21 protein-coding genes are annotated in these 21,589 nt (G+C 63.0%); 7 read left to right on the top strand and 14 right to left on the bottom strand.

Features of this window, described 5'->3' with window-relative positions:
* Positions 1-184: 184 nt before the first annotated feature.
* The 6 genes from ISP15_RS12135 to ISP15_RS12110 form a co-directional block, all read right to left on the bottom strand.
* On the bottom strand, positions 185-2,191 hold the full coding sequence (locus ISP15_RS12135; RefSeq protein ID WP_404547644.1) for an ATP-binding protein: 2,007 nt from the start codon (positions 2,189-2,191) through the stop codon (positions 185-187).
* A gap of 33 nt (positions 2,192-2,224) precedes the next feature.
* A complete protein-coding gene (locus ISP15_RS12130) occupies positions 2,225-2,797 on the bottom strand; it encodes a hypothetical protein (RefSeq protein WP_404547643.1) in 573 nt (190 codons plus the stop codon).
* Positions 2,798-2,811: 14 nt separating this feature from the next.
* The gene (pdsR, locus tag ISP15_RS12125; RefSeq protein ID WP_404547641.1) at positions 2,812-3,501 is read right to left on the bottom strand and encodes a proteobacterial dedicated sortase system response regulator; all 690 of its coding nucleotides are present in this window, start codon (positions 3,499-3,501) and stop codon (positions 2,812-2,814) included.
* A 688-nt stretch (positions 3,502-4,189) separates the two neighbouring features.
* Complete coding sequence (gene rpe, locus ISP15_RS12120; RefSeq protein ID WP_404547639.1) at positions 4,190-4,858, bottom strand: ribulose-phosphate 3-epimerase; 669 nt, start codon at positions 4,856-4,858, stop codon at positions 4,190-4,192.
* A gap of 163 nt (positions 4,859-5,021) precedes the next feature.
* Positions 5,022-5,825, bottom strand: coding sequence for a co-chaperone DjlA (djlA, locus tag ISP15_RS12115; RefSeq protein ID WP_404547636.1), 804 nt, complete (start codon positions 5,823-5,825; stop codon positions 5,022-5,024).
* On the bottom strand, positions 5,822-6,145 hold the full coding sequence (locus ISP15_RS12110) for a c-type cytochrome (protein ID WP_404547634.1): 324 nt from the start codon (positions 6,143-6,145) through the stop codon (positions 5,822-5,824). Before ISP15_RS12110 ends, djlA begins: the two co-directional genes overlap by 4 nt.
* 90 nt (positions 6,146-6,235) lie before the next feature.
* Here ISP15_RS12110 and ISP15_RS12105 point away from each other — a divergent pair, with 90 nt between their 5' ends.
* The 4 genes from ISP15_RS12105 to ISP15_RS12090 are packed head-to-tail and all read left to right on the top strand — an operon-like array spanning position 6,236 to position 8,361.
* Positions 6,236-7,132: a phosphoribosylaminoimidazolesuccinocarboxamide synthase gene (locus ISP15_RS12105; RefSeq protein WP_404547632.1), complete on the top strand. Its 897-nt coding sequence runs from the start codon at positions 6,236-6,238 to the stop codon at positions 7,130-7,132.
* A 4-nt stretch (positions 7,133-7,136) separates the two neighbouring features.
* Positions 7,137-7,469, top strand: coding sequence for a DMT family transporter (locus tag ISP15_RS12100; protein ID WP_404547630.1), 333 nt, complete (start codon positions 7,137-7,139; stop codon positions 7,467-7,469).
* A 17-nt stretch (positions 7,470-7,486) separates the two neighbouring features.
* Positions 7,487-7,948 carry an Mpo1 family 2-hydroxy fatty acid dioxygenase gene (locus ISP15_RS12095; RefSeq protein WP_404547627.1) on the top strand — a complete coding sequence of 154 codons (462 nt, stop codon included), beginning with the start codon at positions 7,487-7,489 and terminating at the stop codon, positions 7,946-7,948.
* A complete protein-coding gene (locus ISP15_RS12090) occupies positions 7,945-8,361 on the top strand; it encodes a hypothetical protein (RefSeq protein WP_404547625.1) in 417 nt (138 codons plus the stop codon). Before ISP15_RS12095 ends, ISP15_RS12090 begins: the two co-directional genes overlap by 4 nt.
* Before the next feature lie 97 nt (positions 8,362-8,458).
* Here ISP15_RS12090 and tkt read toward each other — a convergent pair whose 3' ends face one another.
* Complete coding sequence (gene tkt, locus ISP15_RS12085) at positions 8,459-10,453, bottom strand: transketolase (RefSeq protein ID WP_404547624.1); 1,995 nt, start codon at positions 10,451-10,453, stop codon at positions 8,459-8,461.
* 254 nt (positions 10,454-10,707) lie between these two features.
* Between tkt and ISP15_RS12080 the strand changes: the two genes are divergently transcribed.
* On the top strand, positions 10,708-11,433 hold the full coding sequence (locus tag ISP15_RS12080) for an outer membrane protein (protein WP_404547622.1): 726 nt from the start codon (positions 10,708-10,710) through the stop codon (positions 11,431-11,433).
* A 131-nt stretch (positions 11,434-11,564) separates the two neighbouring features.
* On the opposite strand, the gene ISP15_RS12075 is transcribed toward ISP15_RS12080, so the two are convergent.
* The 4 genes from ISP15_RS12075 to ISP15_RS12060 form a co-directional block, all read right to left on the bottom strand.
* Positions 11,565-12,569: a class I fructose-bisphosphate aldolase gene (locus tag ISP15_RS12075; protein ID WP_404547620.1), complete on the bottom strand. Its 1,005-nt coding sequence runs from the start codon at positions 12,567-12,569 to the stop codon at positions 11,565-11,567.
* A gap of 140 nt (positions 12,570-12,709) precedes the next feature.
* Complete coding sequence (locus ISP15_RS12070; protein ID WP_404547618.1) at positions 12,710-13,156, bottom strand: energy transducer TonB; 447 nt, start codon at positions 13,154-13,156, stop codon at positions 12,710-12,712.
* 187 nt (positions 13,157-13,343) lie between these two features.
* The gene (gene pyk / locus ISP15_RS12065) at positions 13,344-14,816 is read right to left on the bottom strand and encodes a pyruvate kinase (RefSeq protein ID WP_404547617.1); all 1,473 of its coding nucleotides are present in this window, start codon (positions 14,814-14,816) and stop codon (positions 13,344-13,346) included.
* Between the two features lie 295 nt (positions 14,817-15,111).
* Entirely contained in the window at positions 15,112-15,927 is an 816-nt protein-coding gene (locus tag ISP15_RS12060) for a S1/P1 nuclease (RefSeq protein ID WP_404547615.1), read from the bottom strand.
* Between the two features lie 234 nt (positions 15,928-16,161).
* On the opposite strand from ISP15_RS12060, the gene gap reads away from it, so the two are divergent.
* Both gap and ISP15_RS12050 read left to right on the top strand, forming a co-directional pair.
* The gene (gene gap, locus ISP15_RS12055) at positions 16,162-17,175 is read left to right on the top strand and encodes a type I glyceraldehyde-3-phosphate dehydrogenase (protein WP_404547614.1); all 1,014 of its coding nucleotides are present in this window, start codon (positions 16,162-16,164) and stop codon (positions 17,173-17,175) included.
* A gap of 113 nt (positions 17,176-17,288) precedes the next feature.
* Complete coding sequence (locus ISP15_RS12050) at positions 17,289-18,191, top strand: hypothetical protein (RefSeq protein WP_404547612.1); 903 nt, start codon at positions 17,289-17,291, stop codon at positions 18,189-18,191.
* A 221-nt stretch (positions 18,192-18,412) separates the two neighbouring features.
* Here ISP15_RS12050 and tpx read toward each other — a convergent pair whose 3' ends face one another.
* The 3 genes from tpx to hmgA form a co-directional block, all read right to left on the bottom strand.
* Positions 18,413-18,913, bottom strand: coding sequence for a thiol peroxidase (gene tpx, locus ISP15_RS12045; RefSeq protein ID WP_404547611.1), 501 nt, complete (start codon positions 18,911-18,913; stop codon positions 18,413-18,415).
* A gap of 106 nt (positions 18,914-19,019) precedes the next feature.
* Positions 19,020-20,003, bottom strand: a complete 984-nt coding sequence (locus tag ISP15_RS12040) for a fumarylacetoacetate hydrolase family protein (protein WP_404547609.1) — start codon at positions 20,001-20,003, stop codon at positions 19,020-19,022.
* Between the two features lie 138 nt (positions 20,004-20,141).
* Complete coding sequence (gene hmgA / locus ISP15_RS12035) at positions 20,142-21,440, bottom strand: homogentisate 1,2-dioxygenase (RefSeq protein ID WP_404547678.1); 1,299 nt, start codon at positions 21,438-21,440, stop codon at positions 20,142-20,144.
* Between the last annotated feature and the right edge of the window lie 149 nt (positions 21,441-21,589).

Below are 21,589 nucleotides of genomic sequence, written 5' to 3'. Positions count from 1 at the left end.
TGGCGGCTGCCAAGGCAAGCCGCGCGCTGCCGCATGGCAGGCACGCCACGCTAAACCCGAAGGGCCGGTCTGTTTGCCCGCCAGACGGTGTCATCAATCGATCGTGTACGGACGTAGACGTACACGCCCTTGCTCTTCCTGGCCTGGCAAGCAAACAGCACTCGGCGCGAGCCATGCGCAGGCCCTAGCCGGCTAGACGCTGCCTGGGCATGCCATGCAGGCGCAAGCTGAAAGCCACGCCGCTGCCGTCTTGCAGGTTGCGTGCGGAGGCGATGCCGCCGTGGCGTTCCGCGACCAGGCGCACCACGTAGAGTCCTAGACCGAGATGGGGCGCATCGCCGGGGATAGCCTTGTCGCGCAAACTGACCAGCGAATCAAACAGGCGTCCCTGCATGGCCGCGGGCAGCGGCGGCCCCTGGTTCGCCAACTCGATCTCGGCGCCGTCCTCGAGCGGATGCAGGCTTAAGCGTAGCCAGCCATCGGCCGGCGTGAACGACAAGGCATTGTCAAACAGCTTGTCGAGCGCCTGTGCAATCAGCTCCGGCGCGCCATGCAGATGTACCGGCTGGGCGGGCAGTACGCATTCCAATCGGCGCGCACCGGCCAGCGACCGATAGGCTTCGGCGCATCCACGCACCACGTCGATGAGATCGACATCTTCCGGTTCGGCGGCGGCTATCGCCCGCTCCATCCGGCTGGCCTCGCTCATCGCGCGAACCAGCGTACCGAGGCGTGCCACGCCGTCTCTAGCGCGCGCCAGGTAGGGCTGGGCCTCTTCAGACAGCTCCGCATGTTCGAGATTGTCCAGCGATGACTTCACGATCGCCAACGGCGTGTTGAGTTCGTGCGACAGTTTGGAAGCCAGTGTGCGCAGGTAATCGGTGTAACCGCCCACGGCCTCGAACAAGCGCTGGAAGCTGCGGGCCAAATCGCCGAGCTCATCGTCCGATTCGGTCATCGGGAAGCGGCCTTGCATCAGATGGCCGTCCATACGTCCATCGTCAAGCTGGGCGCGCTCGACGGCGTCACGCAGCCGGCCCAGGCGCAGACTGAGGCGGGTGGCGAACAGCAACAGGATCGCGCCGGCGACCAGCATCACCCCGAAGCTGGTCATCAACAGGCTCAAGAAGGCGCGATTGGCCAGCAGCGGCACCGCGCGGCTCGCCTGTTCGAGCAGCAGCACGCCAACCACGGCGTGATCGCGTTCCACCGGCACCGCGGCGGCCAGCACGACACTGTCGCGCTCTTCGCCCTGGCGCCAGACCGTGCTGGGCACACCCTTGCTTGCGCGGCCTACTTCCGGCAGGTCCAGGCGCGGTACGTCGGCGGTCCATGGTTCGGCTTCTTCCAGCGGATCGGCCAGCAAAGAACGATAAATCACTGACGACAACCAGCCAGGTTGCGGACCGGAGGTCGTCAGGCGCCCGCTTTGCGCAAGCAGCCAGCCGGCCGGCGCCAGCAAGCGTGCGCGAGTCGCTTCCGGCGCCAGGCGTGCCAGTTCCTGCGAAAGGTCCGGCGAATAGCGCCATAGCGGACGAACATCCGCGGCAACCGGGTCGCCGCCATCGGCAGCGGTATATATGCCCAGGCCGAGCGCCGTAAGCCCGAGGCCGCCCGGCAAGCGCCATTCGGCCCGGTACCCGCCGCCATCTTCCTGCCACTGTCCGACGATCCGGCTGGGCAGGCCAGCGACTAGCGGATCGAGCGCCTGCGCGGTGAATGACCCTGGCGCCGCGCTCGCCAGCAGATACCGGCAATGCTGCGTACCTTGCACCAAATCCAATATCAGGTGGTCGGAGGAAAGCGCATTCGCGTCGCCGCTATCCGCCCGTGTGCGGTGTGCCGTGCGCACGTCGACGTAGATGTAGAAGCCGTGGTCGTCTTCGGCCAGCAATAACTTGCCGCGCGTGCCGAGCGGTTGGCTCCAGGGCGTCAGCGGCGCCCAGTCGTCGCCGTACCCGTCGATGGTGATCGGATTGACCGCCTGTTGCACGTACCAGCCGTTGCCGGGCAGCGGAAGCGGCACATCGATTACGGCAAGACTGCGCGCCACGGCGGTAGCTGTCGCCGTGAGGGCCTGCTCCTGTCCCTGGCGCAACAAACTTTCCATCTGCCGCACGTACAACCATCCCGCGATCGGCAAGGCGAGGGTACACAGCGCCACGAGCAGGAGTTTCTGTCGCAGGCTCATGCTTCAATGTTCCGGCCGTGCGCGAACGGCAACCTAGTGCGCCTTGCCGGCCGAGCTGGAAGTCGGCGCAGGGTTGGCATAGCGGGAATGTGCGACAACCTGCCTGAACGCATCGAGCAGCGATTCACGCGAGGGATCGACCGCGCTGACGGTCATCGACCAGCTGTAGCGGATACCGGTGGCCGCGCCGGGATCGCAAAACACTACGGGGTCATCGACGTGATCCGAGCCGGAATACAGCACGCCACTGCAGGGCATGCGCGGATTCTTTACTGGAAACGCCACGACTTTGCCGGCTGGATCGGCCTGCAGGTAATGCTTGCGGTCATCCTGCAATTCCGCGTCCAGCGTCGGCAATTTGGATGGCCATACGTTGAGCACCATGACGCGGTCAGGCTTGCCCGTCCATTCGCCCTGGTAGAGCACTTCGTTGACGCCGATGGCCCGCGCATAGGTGCAGCAGTCCGTGGTCCAGCCAGGCGGTGCGGTGCTGCTGATGGTCCAGGCTGGCGCCTTGCCGTCCGCGGATCCATGGACCTCGATGGCAGCGCCCGCGGACGCCGCCAGTGCCGATCCTGCGCACAGCCACAGGACGACGACGAGCATCCGCCCCACGCGCATCATGGGCGCCACCGATAGCCGACGCCGTGTACCGTTTCGATGGCATCGAATTGCGGAGCCACTGCCATGAATTTCTTGCGGATGCGCTTGATATGAGAGGTGATGGTGGCGTCGTCCACTACCAGTTCCGCCTCGCGCATGAGCTGGTCGCGATTCTTCACGTGACCGGGAAAGCGCACCAGGGTGTGGACCATCCAGAATTCTGTCACGGTCAGCGGCACCTCCGCATCGTTCCAGGTAATACGCATCCGCTCGGATTCGAGCTTGAGCGGGCCATGTCCAATGACTGTTTCGCTGGAAGCCGGCGCCTTCAGCGATTCGATGCGCCGGAACAGCGCGGCGATCCGCGCGGCCAGCTGGTGCAGGCTCGTATCTTTGCTCAGGTAATCGTCGGCACCCAGGCGCAAACCCGAGATCACGTCGAAATCCGAATCGCGGGCGGTGAGGAAGATGATCGGCAAGGTGGCCGATTTCGCGCGCAGTTCCCGGCAGAGGTCGAAGCCGCCTTCCGGCTCGTCGCCCAGGCCGATATCGATGATGACCAGCTCGGGCAGGCGCGCCGCGAAAGCGCTGGACGCCTCGTGACGCGAACCATAGCCACGGGTGTCATAGCCGAACCGATTCAGGGCCTCGACGTAATTGGCGCGGATCAGCGGTTCGTCTTCGACTATGGCGATGCTGCGTCCCATGTAGGTTCCTCGTGATGATGGGCGCAGCGTGCTATGTGGGTGGCGCTTGCGCAAGCCGGATCGGAATGTTGCCCGCGTTCCGCCAGATTCCATCGCACGATCGCCCTTGAGATGCCGGCAGGGACGCCCGGGCGCGTTGTTTGATGGTCTCAGACCAGAAGACGAGCCTACATCCATGCGCGCTGACCCCTCCGTCGACCCCAATGCCGAACTGCGTAGTTTCGAACCGCTGCGCGTGGTGCTGGCGCTGGGCTCTTTGTTGCTGACCGTATTGTTGAGTTTGCGTTGATCTTCCAAAGTTGCCGTGGAAACGGCGCGGCAGCGGGCAAGGAAACCTGCTGGCCGCGCCACCCGATGCAGCACCTTCGCGCAAACTCCCACGCATAACCGCTTTTTCCGGCCATTCCTGTCCCGGCGTTCCTCCCCTCCTGCCATCGCGGAGGGGATTTTTTTCGTTCATGAAAATAGTTGCCCGTGACGGGAACCATTTCAGAAGGACCCGGTCCGATTATTCGACAGGCGTGCAATCCATTTGCCGTGGAACTCGCCGGGACTGATACGGCGGCTGAGCCTCCCGTCCTTCGGTCACGCGCAGTAAGCGCCTGTCGATGGTGTCTCCTCTAGCGTCTTTCCGACGCCCTCCAGCCCGGTGCAGATTCCCCCTGTGCCGGGTTTCTTTTTTCGCGGTTTAACCGAGCGCCGCGCGCATCCGCTGGATGACTGCGCCGTAGTCGCTCGCGCCGAAGATGGCCGAGCCGGCCACAAAGGTATCCGCGCCGGCCGCCGCGATCTCGGCGATGTTGTCGGCGGTAACGCCACCGTCCACTTCAAGCCGGATCGGGCGACCGCTTTCATCGATCAGCCGGCGCACGCGACGCAGCTTCTCCAGCGCCTCCGGAATGAACTTCTGGCCGCCAAAGCCCGGGTTCACCGACATGATCAATACGAGGTCGAGCTTGTCCAGTACATGGTCGAGCCAGTTCAACGGCGTGGCCGGGTTGAATACCAGGCCAGCCTTGCAGCCCGAATCCTTGATCAGCCCAATGGTACGGTCCACATGTTCGGTGGCCTCCGGATGGAAACTGATGCGGCTGGCGCCAGCCTTGGCGAAATCGGGCACGATGCGATCCACCGGCTTCACCATCAGGTGCACGTCGATCTCGGCGGTGATCCCATAATCCCGCAACGCCTTCAGCACCATCGGGCCCATGGTGAGGTTGGGCACGTAGTGGTTATCCATCACGTCGTAATGGACCCAATCGCCACCCGCGGTCAGTACGTTGGCGGTGTCCTCGCCCAGCCGCGCGAAGTCGGCGGAGAGGATGGAGGGAGCGATGATCGGGGATTGCTTGCTCATGTCGGAGCCTTGCTAAAGAACAGAATGGAAAAGGATGGCGAACGCAAAGAGCGCGCCTGGACGGTTTGCTCGGGCGCTGCGCAAGCAGCAGGACACTCACCGCAGGCTGCCATGTTGCCACGATGGGCGATGGCACGCCCCCGCTTTGTGTTGCGCTCGCTTTCTACTTGAACCCTCGTTCCGCCTTGATCCGCTCATACGCCGCGTTGATCTCGCTGGCGCGAGCCTCCGCGCGCTTGCGCATGTCATCGGGCAGGTCGCCCAGGCGGTCGGGGTGGTGCTCAGAAATCAACTTGCGATAGGCCCGCTTGATCGCGCGATCATCCGCGTTGCGCGCAATGCCTAGTACGGCATAGGGGTCGGGGCCTTGCGTCGTGCGCTGCGGCGGTACATAGCCGCTACCCCATGCCGTTCCTTGCCCGCGGGCGCCGGCGCCATGCCAGACATAGCCTTTCATGGCCATCAGGGCCATCAGCTCCATGTCGCTCACGCGCAGCGCGAAGGCCAGCTGCCGCAGGATCGCCATTTTCTCGGGTGGCGGATTGCCCTCGGCCAGGACCGTCTCGATCACCACATCCAGCAACGGGAACGCATGGTCACGCCGCAGACCGGCCCATTGGCGCAGGGCATTGATCGGCCCGCTGACATCGAACTCGGGTTGCTTACCCGCATTAAAGCTTTGGATGGCCTGTTGCCGCGCATCGTTGTCCAGGCCCATGCGGGCCATCATGCGTTCGGCAATGGCGATCTCCGCTTCGGATACACGGCCGTCGGCCTTGGCGATGGCCCCTAGCAGGGCGAACAGCGGCGACACGTAGCCGCCAGCTTCGGGCGTCGCACTGCGCCGCTGACTGAAACGCAGATTGTCGAGCACGAAACCGACGATCGCGCCCACGCCCATGCCGACGAAGCCATGACCGAGCAGCAGGCCGGCCATGGCGAACCAGAAGGTATAGGCGTAGCTCATGGTTGCGTCAAAGCCTGTGGTGAGAGGGATTGCGCGCTGTACCAGCGCGCCAGCTGGTCCAGGTCCGCATCGCTGAGTGGGCCGATAGCTGCACGCATTAGCGGCACGTCACGACTCCCGTCGCGGTAATCCCTCAATGCCTTGCGTAGGTAGTCCAGCCGCTGACCTGCCAGATTCGGCGCACCCGGTATCTGCGCCATGCCGGTTTCGCCATGGCAGGCTGCGCACAGCCCCAGCCGCACCGGCTTGGATGGCGCGTCGACGGCAAGCGCTGGCATGGCACAGGTCAAACCGAGTGCCGCAATCAGTACGGTTCGCATCGGCAGTAGAGGATGTAAAGCGGCCGATTCTAGCAGCGTCCCGGGCGCGGACCGTTACAATAGCCCGCTTGCCACCGATCGGAGCGCGTCGTGCCTACCACCCTGCTGCAATCGAACCTGCCCGGCCTTGAGCTGATCCACCGCGGCAAGGTGCGCGATGTCCACGCCCTGCCCGGCCAGCGCTTGCTGATCGTTGCCACTGATCGCCTTTCCGCCTTTGACGTGGTGCTGCCCGATCCGATTCCAGGCAAGGGCGAGATGCTCACCCAGATCTCCAACTTCTGGTTCGGCAAAACCGCGCATATCATGCCCAACCACTTGCTGCACACGCCGTTGGACGAAGTGCTGCCAGCCGGCTCGGACCCTGCGTTGTACAGCAAGCGCGCAGTGGTGACCCGGCGACTGAAACCCGTGCCGGTCGAAGCCATTGCACGCGGCTACCTGATCGGCTCGGGATGGAAGGATTACCAGGCGACCGGTTCGCTGTGCGGCATCGCCCTGCCCGCGGGCCTGCGCCAGGCCGAGCAGTTGCCCGAGCCGATCTTTACGCCGTCCACCAAGGCCGCGGTAGGCGATCACGACGAGAACGTCAGCTTCGATGCCGTCGTCGCGGCCGTCGGCAAGGATCTGGCCGAACAGGTGCGCGATGCCACGCTGGCCATCTACAAGTGGGCCGCCGCCTATGCAGCCGAGCGCGGCATCATCATTGCCGATACCAAGTTCGAGTTCGGCACGGACGAACACGGCAAGCTCTACGTGATGGACGAAATGCTCACGCCCGATTCCTCGCGCTTCTGGCCCGCCGATCAATACCAGCTTGGCATCAGCCCGCCAAGCTACGACAAGCAGTTCGTGCGCGACTACCTGGAAACGCTGGACTGGAACAAAAAAGCCCCCGGCCCCCACATTCCGTCGCAGGTGATCGCCGGCACCGCCGCCAAATATGCCGAAGCGCTGCAGCGGCTGGCCGGCATCACGCTGGATTGAGCGCATGAATGCCTGGCTCAGTCTCAGTCTCGCCATCCTCGCCGAGGTCATTGCCACCAGCGCCTTGAAGGCATCCGACAGCTTCAGTCGACTGTTGCCCAGCGTGATGGTGATCGCGGGCTACGGGGTAGCGTTTTATTGCCTTAGCCTGGCCTTGAAAAACATGTCGCTGGGCATCGCCTACGCCGTATGGTCGGGAGCGGGCACGGCACTGATCGCGCTGATCGGCGTGGTCGTGTATCGGCAGAAACTCGATGTTGCCGCCATCTTAGGCATCGGCCTCATCGTGGCCGGCGTACTGGTGCTCAACGTGTTCTCCAAAAGTGCCGCGCACTGATGCCAGCCAAGCGCAGCATGCGTGAGTGGCTTGACTGCTACAGCGATGATCACCGGCATCCCATCAATCGCCTGCTGCATTGGATCTGCGTGCCGCTGATTGTGTGGAGCGTGATCGCGTTGTTGTGGACGGTTCCCGTTCCGCAAACGCTGGCACGCCCAGGCTCGTGGGCTGTATTGGCCATTGTGCTGGCTTTCACCTGGTATTGGAAACACTCGCGCCGGCTGGGCGCGACCTTGCTGATTGCCTTGGCGGCACTTGCTCTATTCAGCGCTTGGCTGTTCCAGCAGTGGGGGCCAGCGCAATTGCGCTGGCTTGCTATTGCCGTGTTTGCGGTGGCCTGGATCGGCCAGTTCGCGGGTCATCTTCTGGAAGGAAAGCGGCCGAGCTTTTTTACCGATCTTGCCTATTTGCTGATCGGCCCGGCCTGGTTGATGGATAAATTGCTACATCGTATCGGTTTCGGGGGAACGCCATGACGAGTCTGCTTGCGCTGCTCAGCAGCCTCATTTCCTGGGTGCTCTACAGTAGCGTGGCGGCCATTGCGCCGAGCATGGTTGCATGGATCGTGTTGCGCTGGAGCGAGCGCGCGCCAGTCGTGTTCAATCGTACCTATCTCGCCTGCCTGGTCTGGTCACTGGCAACATTGCTGATCGGTGCCGTCGCCGCGGCGCATGTCGGCATAACGCGCCCGCCGTTCGGTCCGCTGATCGCCAGCGGCCCATTCCGTGTCGCCCTGGTGCTATCCATGCTCATCGGCGTGATGGCGCTCTGGCGCTTGGTTCCCCGCATTGACGCACGTCGAATCCGAATCAGCAGCGCCTGCATCGCCGTTGCAGTGGTGATGGCGATCAGCTTCGGCGTGCTTACGACGCTGGCCAGCGTTTCTTAGTTCCGCGCGTTCCGGATCACGCGCCGCGAGCAACTAAAGCGTAAAGCGAACCCCACCGGCACCCTCTCCCCGAAAGGGAAGAGGGTGCTGTCGATGATTATCCGATAACGCCCTTCACCGTATCGACCACGTGGGTAACGGTGAAACCGAAGTGCTCGAACAGTTGCGGTGCCGGCGCGGAAGCACCGAACGTGGTCATGCCGACCACGGCGCCATCCAGGCCTACGTATTTGCTCCAGAAATCGACGCTGGCCGCTTCTACCGCCACGCGCGCACGGCACCAGCCGGGAAGCACGCCTTCGCGATATTCCAGCGGTTGTGCATCGAATACCTCGGTGCAAGGCATCGATACCACGCGCACCGGCACATTCTGCTGCGCCAGCGTGCGGGCGGCTTCCATCGCCAGCTCCACTTCGGAGCCGGTGGCGATCAGGATCGCCTTGAACTTGGTGTCCGGCGGATCGGAGAGTACATAGCCGCCGCGCTTGATATGCGTCAGTTGTTGCGCGGAACGCTGCTGATGCTTGAGCGTCTGGCGCGAAAAGATCAGGCACGAAGGCGCGCCCTTGCGCTCGATCGCCTCCTTCCAGGCCACGGCCGATTCCACCGCGTCGCAGGGACGCCATACGCGGTTATTCGGAATCAGGCGCAACGAACCGAGATGCTCCACCGGTTGATGGGTCGGACCATCCTCGCCCAGACCGATCGAATCGTGCGTGTAGACGTGGATCGAATGCGCAGGAATCAACGCGCTCATGCGCACCGCGTTGCGCGCGTAATCGGAAAACACCAGGAAGGTGCCATCGTAGGGAATGAACCCGCCGTGCAAGGCGAGCCCGTTGGCAATCGCAGTCATGCCGAATTCGCGCACGCCATAGTGCACATAGTTGCCATCGGGAGCGGTGATGGTCTTGCTGCCCTTCCACATGGTGAGATTGGAACCGGCCAGATCCGCCGAGCCGCCGATCAATTCCGGCAGCAGCGGGCCGAACGCATCCAGCGCCATTTGCGAGGCCTTGCGCGAAGCGACATCCGGTCCTTCGGCCTGCATCTTTTCGACATAGGCGTGCGACTTCTGCGCCCAATCCGCCGGTAGCTCGCCGGCGGTGCGACGGCGGAATTCGGCAGCGAGTTCCGGATACGCGGCCTCGTAGGCGCCGAATGCTTCGTTCCATTGCTGCTCGCGAAGCGCGCCGGCTTTTTTTGCGTCCCAACCTGCGTAAATCTCGGCGGGAATCTCGAAGGGGGGATAGCGCCAGTCCAGTTGATCACGCGCCGCGGCCACTTCGTCCTTGCCCAGTGCCGCGCCATGCACTTCTTCCTTGCCCTGCTTGTGCGGCGCGCCGAAGCCGATGATGGTCTTGCAGCAGATCAGGGTGGGCTTTTCGCTCTGCGCCGTTGCGGCGGCGAGCGCTTGCTTGATTGCCTCGGCATTGTGGCCGTCGACACCACGGATCACGTTCCAGCCGTAGGCTTCGAAGCGCTTGGGCGTATCGTCGGTGAACCAGCCTTCGACTTCACCGTCGATCGAAATGTTGTTGTCGTCGTAGATCGCGATCAGCTTGCCCAGCTTCCACGTGCCGGCCAGCGAGGCGGCCTCGTGCGAGATGCCCTCCATCAGGCAGCCGTCGCCGGCGAAAACATAGGTATGGTGGTCGACGATGGCGTGGCCCGGACGGTTGAAATGTTGCGCCAGCACTTTCTCCGCCAAGGCAAAGCCCACCGAGTTGGCCAGGCCCTGTCCCAGCGGGCCGGTGGTGGTTTCCACGCCGGGCGTATCGCTGGCCTCCGGATGGCCCGGGGTCTTGGAATGCAACTGACGGAAACGCTTCAGCTCGGACATCGGCAGATCGAAGCCGGTCAGATGCAGCAGGGCGTATTGCAGCATCGAGCCATGCCCATTGGAGAGCACGAATCGGTCGCGGTTGGGCCATTTCGGGTTGCCGGGATTGAACTTCAGGAAGTCATTCCACAAGACTTCGGCGATATCGGCCATGCCCATCGGCATGCCGGGATGGCCGGAATTGGCTGCCTGCACGGCATCCATAGCTAAAGCGCGGACGGCGTTGGCAAGTTCGCGACGGGAAGTCATCAGATGTGTCTCCGGTACAGGCGGCAAAAGTAGCTATTGTCGCCGATCACTTGGCTGTCTGTCGTCCGGTTCGCGGCGTGGGTGCAACGCCCAAGGCATTAACACGCCCTTAATCTTTCACGCCCGACACGGAAACCCTTCAGCCTTCTTCCTTTCTAATACCGGCGCTGCACCCCCGCAGCCACTAATACCCTGGCCGCAATCCCCTCTCTGGCGGCCGAGGGTCGGACAAAGCAAGACTAAAAGGAGTTTTCATGCGCAAGATCCTCTTCGCGGTGGCGTTTGCCGCCGCCGGCCTCGTTGCCCTGCCCGCCGCCGCCCAGGACACCGATCGTTCGCTTCCGGGCTACCAGCCTGAGCAGGCAGTCGGCTCGGGCAACTGGTTCATCGATGCCAACGTCGGTCGCACGAGTGACGGCAACGGCGGCTTCGCTGGCGATTTTGGCAGCACTTTCGGTTACAGCCACAGCCAGCGCGACCATAAGACCGGTTATGGCCTGGTCGGCGGTTATCGCTGGAAAATCGGCCAGAACCTGGGCCTGGGCCTCGAAGCCGGCTATGCCGACCTGGGCAACTTCAAAGTCCAGAACGCCTTCCATTCGCATGATGTCGACCAGACCGATGCCACCAACGCACTGCATGGCTGGCTGGTGGGTGTGAATGGCCGTATCAACCTGACGACGGATTGGTATCTGTCCGCTCGCGGCGGCTATTTCCACGCGAACGATTATGATCACACTTACACGCTGGCCCAGGCGGAAGACTACGGCAGCTTCAGCACCACCCGCCCCGGCCACGACAGCTACTACGCTGGCATCGGCACGGGCTGGGATATCAACGAGCACTGGGGTATCGGCCTGAGCTATGACTATTACCACGCCGGCGCGGGCAAGATCTTGAATACCGCGACCGGCAGCGAAACGACCGATCTGAAGCGTTCGACCAGCATCGTTTCGATTACGGGTGAGTACCGCTTCTGAATCTCAGAACGGCGAATCGATAGGCTTCGTTCAACCCCCTTATCCGTACCCGGCCATGCCGAGTCGATGAGCAAAAAGAAAGAGCGCCTCGCGGCGCTCTTTCTCTTGGCGATGCCGTTGCCGCAGGGCGATCAGCCCTTCCATTGACCCAGCGCAGCCAGGCCGTTGTCCTTGGCGCGCGCGTGCACAATTTTCTGTGCTTCGCCGTAATTGGCTTTCATGTCCTTGGCCCACAACTTGAGCGCCGCCTGCTGCATGGCACGGCCATAGGAGAACGACAACGGCCACGGATGCGGGCCCATGCGGTTCATCGCATTGAGGTGCGCGGTGGACTGCTCGTCGGTCTGGCCGCCGGAAAGGAACACGACGCCCGGCAGCGTAGCCGGCACCGTGGTCTTCAGCACGCGCACCGTGGCTTCGGCCACTTCCTCGACGCTGGCCTGCTCGTCGGATTCCTTGCCCGGAATGACCATGCTCACCTTCAGGATGGTGCCTTCCAGCAACACGTTCTGCTCGTACAGCGCATTGAACAGGCTGCGCAGCACGGCTTCGTGCACCTCGTAGCTGACCTCGATGCTGTGATCGCCGTCCATGATCACTTCCGGCTCGACCATCGGCACCAGGCCGGCTTCCTGGCACAGCGCGGCGTAACGGGCCAGCGCGTGGCAATTGGCCTCGATCGCGGTGGAGCTGGGATTGTCTTCGCTGATATTGATCACGGCACGCCACTTGGCAAACTGCGCGCCCAGCTTCACGTACTCGGCCAGGCGCTCGCGCAGGCCGTCCAGGCCTTCAGTGACCACGTCGCCCGGGAAGCCGGCCAGCGACACCGGGCCTTTGTCGACCTTGATGCCAGGGATGATGCCGTTCTTCTTCATGAGCTGGGTAAACGGCACGCCGTCCTTGGTGGACTGGCGGATCGTTTCGTCATACAGGATCGCACCCGAAATATGCTCAGAGAGGTTCGGCGCGGTGAGCAGCAGTTCCCGATAGGCGCGGCGGTTCTCTTCGGTGTTTTCGATGCCGACCGCCTCGAAGCGCTTCTTGATGGTGTTGGTCGACTCATCGATGGCGATGATGCCCTTGCCGGGCGCGACCATCGCCAGGGCGATGCTCTCGAGATCTTCAATGCTCATTGGACGACTCCGTAAAACTTTGGCGGCTGCGGCCGCAAGAGAGAGGGGTGCCGCCCCACGGGGCAGACAGTTGGAAACGCGCGATTATAGCGCCATCCGCCCGCAGCGATGCCCGAGCAACCCGCCCAGGCCGGCGCCGGTCAGCCCTGGCCGTAGCCAGGCAGCTGGCATGGAGCCATGACCTGGGCTTGCTGGGCTTTATCGTCAGGAGCGTTGAACGGCACTACGTAGTAGGTGGCCACCGGATTTTCGCCCTTGTTGGTCAGCGACGGTCCATAGCGGAATTTGGAGACCGCGCTTATCGCCGCCTTGCCCAGGTCGCTTGCCGGCACGACCTTGGCCACCTGCAGGTTCATCGGCACGCCATCGGTGCCGATGGTGTAGGTCACCGCCACGCAGCCGGGCTTGTAGATATTCGCGCCACTGTTGGGCACGTCGACCGAAATGCTTCCTTGGTTGAGCAGCACCCAGTCATTGGGTAGTTGCTGCGGCGCGACCCTGCGCGCCTGCTGGGCCAGAGCGGGCACGCTCGCGGCCAGCAGGCCGGCCACCAGCAGGGATTGCCCGAAACGGATCGACATACGCATGGCGATACCTCCGATGTATAGCGGTAAGGATGGGGGAAACCAGTCTAGGGCCTGTTCGCACTATTGGCGTAGCCCGCGTTGGCGTTGCATGTCTGTCAGCCGTGCGCTGCCGCATGGCAGGCACGCGCGATGCGAACAGGCCCAAGCCAGCCCGCGGCCATGCGAGCGCTGCCATGGGCCGGCACATCTACAGATCCCGCAGGCTTTCCACCATGCCGTCGGCGCCCACCGAGAGCAGCTTGAGCGTATTGGTGCCGCCACCGCGCCCGATGTGATCGCCGTGCGTCAGCACCACGCGGTCGCCTTCCGCCAGCTTGCCGGCGGCAAACAACTGCCGCACGGCCTCGCGCGCGGACACCGCCGGATTGAGGGTGTCATGGGTAAACTTCACGGGCTGCACATCGCGCAGCACCAGCATGCGGCGGCGTGCGTCATCGAAGGGCGACAGCGCGTAGATCGGCACGGCGCTGCGATAGCGCGACAGCCACTGCGCCGTAGCGCCCGATTCGGTCAAGGCAACGATCGCCCGCACGCCGATTTCGCCCGCCAGGATCATGGCCGCCAAGGCAATGGCCTGATCCGTGCGATCCAGATGGTGCCCATCGGCTGCCAGGTCCTCTTTGGGCTCGAACTGACGTTCGGCGCCGAGGCAGATCCGCCGCAGCGCAGCAACCGCCTTGTCCGGATGCGCGCCGGCCGCGGATTCTTCCGACAGCATCACCGCATCCGTGCCATCGATCACGGCATTGGCCACGTCGAGCACTTCGGCGCGAGTCGGGATCGGCGAACGCACCATCGACTGCAGCATCTGCGTGGCCGTAATGACGGCGCGGTTGCGTTGCACCGTTTCGCGGATGATCTTTTTTTGCAGGCCCGGCAATTCGGCGTCGCCGATTTCCACGCCCAGGTCGCCACGCGCCACCATCACGACATCGGAAGCATCGATGATTTCGCCAAGCACCGGGATGGCATCCGCACGCTCGATCTTGGCCACCAGCGACGCATTGCCGCCGGCCTCTTTCAGCAGGCGCCGCGCCTGCTCCATGTCGGCACCGGAACGCACAAACGACACCGCGAGGAAATCCGCCCCGATTTCGGCAGCGAGCTTGATATCGGCCTTGTCCTTATCGGACAACGCGGACACCGACAAACCGCCGCCCTGGCGATTCAGGCCCTTGCGATCGGACAACCGTCCGCCGATCAATACCTGGCAACGCACTTCGGCACCCACTACATCAAGCACGGTCAGCGCCACCAGGCCGTCGTCCAGCAACAGGATATCTCCGGCCTTGACGTCATCGGGCAAGCCCAGGTAGCTCACGCCGACCCGCGTTGCGTCGCCAGGCGGCGCATCCACGCGGCAGTCGAGCACGAATGGATCGCCATCGCGCAGCTCGACCGGACCGTTGGCGAAACGCTCGACCCGGATTTTCGGGCCCTGCAAGTCCGCCAGGATCCCCACTTCGCGCCCCACTTTTTCGGCTGCCTTGCGTACCGCCGCCGCGCGCGCGCGGTGATCGTCGGACTGACCATGCGACAGGTTGAGGCGTACCACGTCGACGCCTTCGGAAAGTATTTTTTCGAGCATGCCAGGCGCGTCGGTGGCGGGCCCGAGGGTGGCAACGATTTTGGTGCGGCGGGAATGGGTTTCGGTAGTCATCGCTTGAGGTTTCGCAGTCGTGCACGGAGCCTAGCAGAACTGCGCGCCAACTCGGCAACCTTGTGGCATTGCAATCGATTGCAAAAAAACATGCCTGCCGCCATGCCACAAATAGGTCGGTCCCGGAAATGGACGGATAGACGTAAATGGGGCTCGATGATCGCCGGAACCTTAGCGTGCTCGCCAGATACCAACCCCGCTGGCTGCACGCTTCGCGTCGGCATGTCCGGCGCGCGCTGTCATGCCATGTGCCACACACCCCGGCCAAGCGGCGCGCGGCGCATGAAACTCGCCATCAGCCGTTCTGCAGCGCGATATTCAGCACTTCGGCCAAGCGCCTGCCTGCTTCGCGCAGGCGCATGTCCGCCGTCGGCAATTCGGCATTGACATAGCGCTGGTCGATCGTGTGGCCGCTGGGATAGATGTCGCGCGTGATCCGGCAGGATTCTTCCGCCCACTGGGCGGCCGGGTTCTCCAGCGGCGCGATCGGCGGCGGCAGTGGCGCGAAGCCTTCGGAATCCAGTAGCGCGGCATAGGCTTTCCAATCCAGGCCGCGCGTGCCGAGCAGACCCGAATCCCACACGCGATGCAGGTTCGTGCCTTTTCCCTCGAACTGCACCTGGTAAGTGTTGCCGCCGGCATCGTCTTTGTAGCCGGCATGCAGTGGCTGATGCACGTCGCCAATGAAGTGCACCACGAATTTCAGCGCCTGCAGTCTGGTTTGATCCGACTGGCTGCGGTCGCTGAGAATGGCAATATAATGCGGTATCGCTTCGACCGCGCACTTGCCGCCCCGGCAATCGCGCGGCGGCGTGTAGATGCAATCCGGGCTGCGGAAATCGATGTAGTGCAGCGCACGGGTTTCCTTCCAAAGCGCCTGCTGCCTGGGATCATTGCGAATCTCGTCCGGCCAGCTGGCAATGTCGGCCAGCGATTGGGTGTGATCGAGCGCCAGCAAGTGTTCCACCTCTTTTTCCGCGGCAGGGCTCAGGTGTCGCTGCGCCAGTTCGGCCACCACGCTATGCCCGAGCGGCCCCCAGGCCTGGGCCGCCGGCGCGATGACCAGGGTGGCGCTCAACAAGACGGTGGCAGCGCGGCGTAGTGGAAGCATTGCAAAAGTCCCTGGATCGAGTGGGCTGGCATCTTGCCATAGCGCTTGTGACATTGATGCGGTTCACCATGCCGGGCAGCGGTGACCGGCAGGCAGGGATCTGCTCCATACCCGGCCGGACAGTCCGAATCGTCCCCGGTGAGGGTTGGCTCCATTCGCGCTAAAATGCGGGATTCGGCGGCCCATCGTGGCCGCCGCTTTGCTGCCCCATCATCCTTTGGAGGACGCTGTCCCATGGCCATCAAGGTCGCCATCAACGGTTACGGTCGCATCGGCCGCAATATCCTGCGCGCGTTGTATGAAGCCGGTCGCACCGACGAGTTCCAGATCGTCGCGATCAACGACCTCGGCAATGCCGAGACCAACGCGCACCTCACCCAGTACGACACCGCCCACGGGAAGTTTCCCGGCGAGGTCTCCGTGGACGGCGGCGACCTGATCGTCAACGGCGACCGCATCAAGGTCTGTGCCGAGCGCGATCCTTCCAAGCTGCCATGGGGTGCGCTGGGCGTCGATGTGGTGCTGGAATGCACCGGCCTGTTCACCTCCAAGGCCAAAGCGGGCGCGCACCTTGCCGCCGGCGCCAAGAAGGTGATCATTTCCGCGCCCGGCGACAAGGACGTGGATGGCACCTTCGTGTTCGGCGTGAACGACGACAAGATCACGGCCGCGCACCAGGTCATTTCCAACGCCTCGTGCACCACCAATTGCCTGGCGCCGCTGGCCAAGGTGCTGCACGACAAGATCGGCATCGTGCATGGCCTGATGACCACCATCCACGCCTACACCAACGACCAGGTACTGACGGACGTCTATCATTCCGATCTGCGCCGCGCCCGCTCGGCGACCCATTCGCAAATTCCCACCAAGACCGGTGCCGCCGCCGCGGTAGGCCTGGTGTTACCGGAACTCAACGGCAAGCTGGATGGTTTCGCCATGCGCGTGCCGACCATCAATGTGTCGGTGGTCGATCTTTCCTTCGTCGCCGCCCGCAACACCAGCAAGGAAGAAATCGACGCTGCGATCAGCGAAGCCGCCAACGGCGCGCTCAAAGGCATCCTGGCTGTCAACACCAAGCCGCTGGTATCGATCGATTTCAACCACAACCCGGCTTCCTCAACCTACGACGCCACCCAGACCCGCGTCATGGGCGGCACGCTGGTGAAGGTATTGAGCTGGTACGACAACGAGTGGGGTTTCTCCAACCGCATGCTCGACATGACCAAGGCGCTGATGGCGGCCAACTGAGCTTGGCCCTCCTTAGCCGACCGTGCGGCCACCTTAGGTGGCCGCATTTATTTTCGGGCGAGGGCAAGTAATACTTGGCGCCAACATCCAGGCTATCGAGGGGATTTGCCGCGATGAAAAGGAATGCCGCGTTTTTTTGGCTGGCAGCAGCGCTCAGCCCTTGCTATGGATATTTGCCGGTCGCCTCGGCGATGGAAAGCGGCAGCCTCGCCGCGGCGGAAACAGCACGCCACCGCCTCATGTCCGATGCGCAATGGGCTGCCTTGTTCGATCAACATCTGCCGCTTGCCGATCGCCAGCATGCCGTCGCGGCGCTGGAGCACTCTTCCGATCTGACCGATCCCCACGATCTGTACATGCTCGGCTCGCTCTACCACATGGGCCAGCGCGCGCCCGGTTCACCCGTGCAGCAGAATGCCGAAAAGGCGAGTTTGTACCTCGGCAATGCCGCGATACGCGGCAGCGTGTTGGCGATGGCGAAAATGGCGGAACTGAAACTGGCGGCGGGCCAATATCGCGAAGCGATGAACTGGGCCCAGATCTATGCGCACTATGCGCTGCTGCCGAGCAACGATAGGCAATCCCGGGAAAGCTACACCGCAGAACTGGTCCAGCGCATCATGGACCATGTGGATGATTCCCAGATGACCGCGATCATGTCGGACGTAAACAGCTTTATCGCCAATTACGACACGCGCATTCGCCAGGGCATGGCCGAAGGCGCCATGTCCGACCAGTTGCGACCGACATCCCCTCGACACCGCTATAAAGGCGCGTCCCTTGACGAGCGTGCTTTCGAAGCGGGCATTGCTGACTTCATCGTAACCTTCCGGGCCGATGGCACCGCGGCGAACGTGCAAATCATCGATGCCGTGCCACGTCCGGAAGTGGCCGGCATGTTGCGCGAGTTCGCGATCAACAGCACCGTAAAGCCGTCGACAAATAGCGGGCTACGTTATGGCTGGATGCCCATACTCATGAATGACAACCGTTATCGTGCTACCACTCGACACTGATACCGCGCGCACCGCCAACCTCGTGCGTCATGCTTGCACACGACGGCACGAGGCGGCTTAGGGCCTGTTCGTACTATTCGCTTGGCTCGCGTTAGGCCGGGTCTGCTTGCCCGCCAGACGGCGTCATTACTCAGTCATGTACGGACGTACACTCCCTCGCTCTTCCTTGTCTGGCGAGCAAACCGTTTCCGGCGCGGGTCACACGAAGACCTCAACAGGCCCTAGTTGAGCGCGTGCAGCGCTTTCTCGTAATCCGGCTCGTCGGCGATCTCGCTCACCAATTCGACATGCAGCACTTTGTCGTGTTCGTCGAGCACCACCACTGCCCGTGCAGCGAGACCGGCCAATGGACCGGAAGCGATCGCCACACCGTAATGCTTGAGGAAGTCGTGCCCGCGCATGGTCGACAACGTGACCACGTTGCTCAGGCCCTCGGCGCCACAGAAACGGGCCTGTGCGAACGGCAGGTCGGCTGAGATGCAGAGCACGATGGCGTTATCCAGTTGGCCGGCCTTCTCGTTGAAACGACGCACCGAGGTGGCGCACGTCGGCGTATCGATGCTGGGAAAGATATTCAGCACCTTGCGCTTGCCGGCGAAGCTTGCCAGCGTGGCGTCGGACAGATCCTTGGCGACGAGGCTGAACGCAGGCGCCTTTCCGCCCACCGATGGCAACTGTCCCTCGACCTCGACCGAGTGACCCTTGAGGGTGACTTGTGACATGCAAAACTCCTGGCGCTTGAGAGAAACGTATCCGGGCGAAGATAGCGCCGCCGGCCGGCTCCGTCATCCTCGATGCCCGTCTGGTTTAGCGCCCGGAGCGCAGCCTTTATGTCAAAGCCGTAATCGCCTGCTCGATCGCGCCAAAAATCGAAGCGCCGCCCTCGTCGGTAATATCGATGCGCAAGGTGTCGCCGAACTTCAGGAACGGTGTGCCCGGTTTGCCGTCGCGCAGGGTTTCCACCGTGCGCTGCTCGGCAAGACAGGACGCGCCCTTGCTGGTGTCTTGATTGGCAATGGTGCCTGATCCGACGATGCTGCCGGCCGTCAGCGGACGGGTCTTGGCCGCGTGCGCGATCAACTGAGCGAAGCTGAACTGCATGTCGACGCCGCACTCCGCTTCGCCGAACCATTGGCCGTTGAGCCAGGTGCGCATCGGCAAGTGCAGCTTCTCGCCCCGCCAAGCATCGCCAAGCTCATCGGGCGTTACCAACACGGGCGACAGGGCCGAGCGCGGCTTCGACTGCAGGAAGCCGAAGCCCTTGGCCAGCTCGGCGGGAATCAGCCCACGCAAGCTGACATCGTTGACCAGGCCGATCAGCTGGATATGTCCGGCGGCCTGCTCGGGGGTCGCGGCCATCGGCACGTCGTCGGTCACTACGATGACTTCCGCTTCCAGGTCGATACCGTAGTCCTCGCTCGGCACCACTACCGCATCGCGCGGCCCCAAAAAACCCGCACTCGTCGCCTGGTACATCAGCGGGTCGACGTAGAACGATTCGGGCACCTCGGCGCCCCGCGCGCGGCGCACGCGCTCGACATGCGGCAGATAAGCGCTGCCGTCGACGAACTCATACGCGCGCGGCAATGGCGCGGCGAGCGCCGCCATATCCAGCGCGAAGGCATTTTCCGCTTTATTGGCATTGAGCTCACCGGACAAGGCATTCAAGCGCGGCGCAACGTTCGACCAATCATCCAGTGCCGCCTGCAGGGTTGCCGCGATGCCCGTAGCCTTGACCGCCCGCTTCAGGTCACGGCTGACAACGATCAGCGTACCGTCGCGACCGCCTTCCTTGAGACTGCCCAGTTTCATGCCTTTCACTCCGTCGGCCGCCTTCATGCGCGGCCTCTATGTCATCGAGGTGGCGGCATGATCCGTATGCCTCCACGTTATTTTTCAGTAGCGCCTTAACCCGCCAGCCATGCGTTACCCGCCACGGGGCGGCGGGCATCACCGCTTGTTCGGATCGAAATGCTTGGCGATGCCCTGCCAGCATTGATAGTAATCATGCTGCAATTGCGGCGCCTCAAGCGCCTGCCTGGTCGGATGAATGACCCGGCGCGTTTCGAACATGAAGGCCATCGTGCCGGCAAGGTGATCCGGCTTGCTGACATCGGCCACGCTCGCCTTCTCGAAACTGGCTGCATCGGGACCATGGCCGCTCATGCAGTTGTGCAAACTGGCGCCACCCGGCGCGAAGCCTCCGGCCTTGGCGTCGTACACGCCTTCGATCAGGCCCATGAATTCGCTGGCGACGTTGCGATGAAAATACGGTGGACGGAACGTGTGCTCGGCCACCAGCCAGCGCGGGGGAAAGATGACGAAGTCGAGGTTGGCCGTGCCGGGCGTATCGCTGGGCGAAGTGAGCACCGTAAAGATCGACGGATCCGGGTGATCCACGCTGATCGAGCCAACCGTATTGAAGTGCGTCAGATCGTATTGGTAAGGCGCGTAATTGCCATGCCAGGCCACCACGTCCAGCGGCGAGTGATCGATGCGCGCGGACCACAGCGCCCCCTGGAACTTGGCGATAAGCTCGAAGTCGCCTTCCACGTCCTCGTAAGCAGCATGCGGCGTGAGGAAATCGCGCGGCAGGGCCATCGAATTGGCGCCAATCGGCCCAAGGTCGGGCAGCCGCAGCAGGCTGCCGAAGTTTTCCGCGACATAGCCGCGCGCTTCGCCATCGGGCAATTCCACGCGAAAGCGCACGCCGCGGGGAATGACCGCTACCTGCAATGGCTTGATTTCCAGCACGCCCAGTTCGGTGGCGATATGCAATCGCCCCTGCTGCGGCACGATCAGCAATTCGCCGTCGGCGTTGTAGAAGAAACGGCCCTGCATCGAACGATTCGCGACATAAACGTGGATGCCGCAGCCAATCTGTTCGGCCGGTCCACCATTGCCCGCCAGCGTTACCAGGCCATCGACGAAATCCGTCGGTGTCGGCGGCATCGGCCATGGATCCCAGCGCAACTGGTTCGGCGTCGCCGGCATGTCATCGAAGCGGTTATGCAAGGTGGCATGGGCGAGAGGCTCGAACGGCCGGTGCATCGCCGCCGGACGAATGCGATACAACCAACTGCGCCGATTGCAGTGGCGGGGGGCAGTGAAGGCGGTACCGGAAAGTTGTTCCGCATAGAGGCCATGCGCGACACGCTGTGGTGAATTCTGGCCAGCCGGCAACACGCCGGGAATGGCCTCGCTGGCACATTCGTTGCCGAAACCGGATTGGTAGCCCTTCGATTCCATCATCAAGCTCACTTTGCCTGGTTTTAACGCTCTCATTCCCGCGGGGTAAGGGTCGAGGCGAGGGACCCATCTTGCAAGGAAATAAATTCAACGCGAATTGCTGTCGAAGCTTGCGGCCAGCCTCATTCCCGCACCAACCCCTCTCCACC

This window comes from Dyella jejuensis, assembly GCF_044904675.1.
Classification (GTDB): domain Bacteria; phylum Pseudomonadota; class Gammaproteobacteria; order Xanthomonadales; family Rhodanobacteraceae; genus Dyella_B; species Dyella_B jejuensis.
This window is presented reverse-complemented; position numbering and strand designations above follow the sequence as displayed.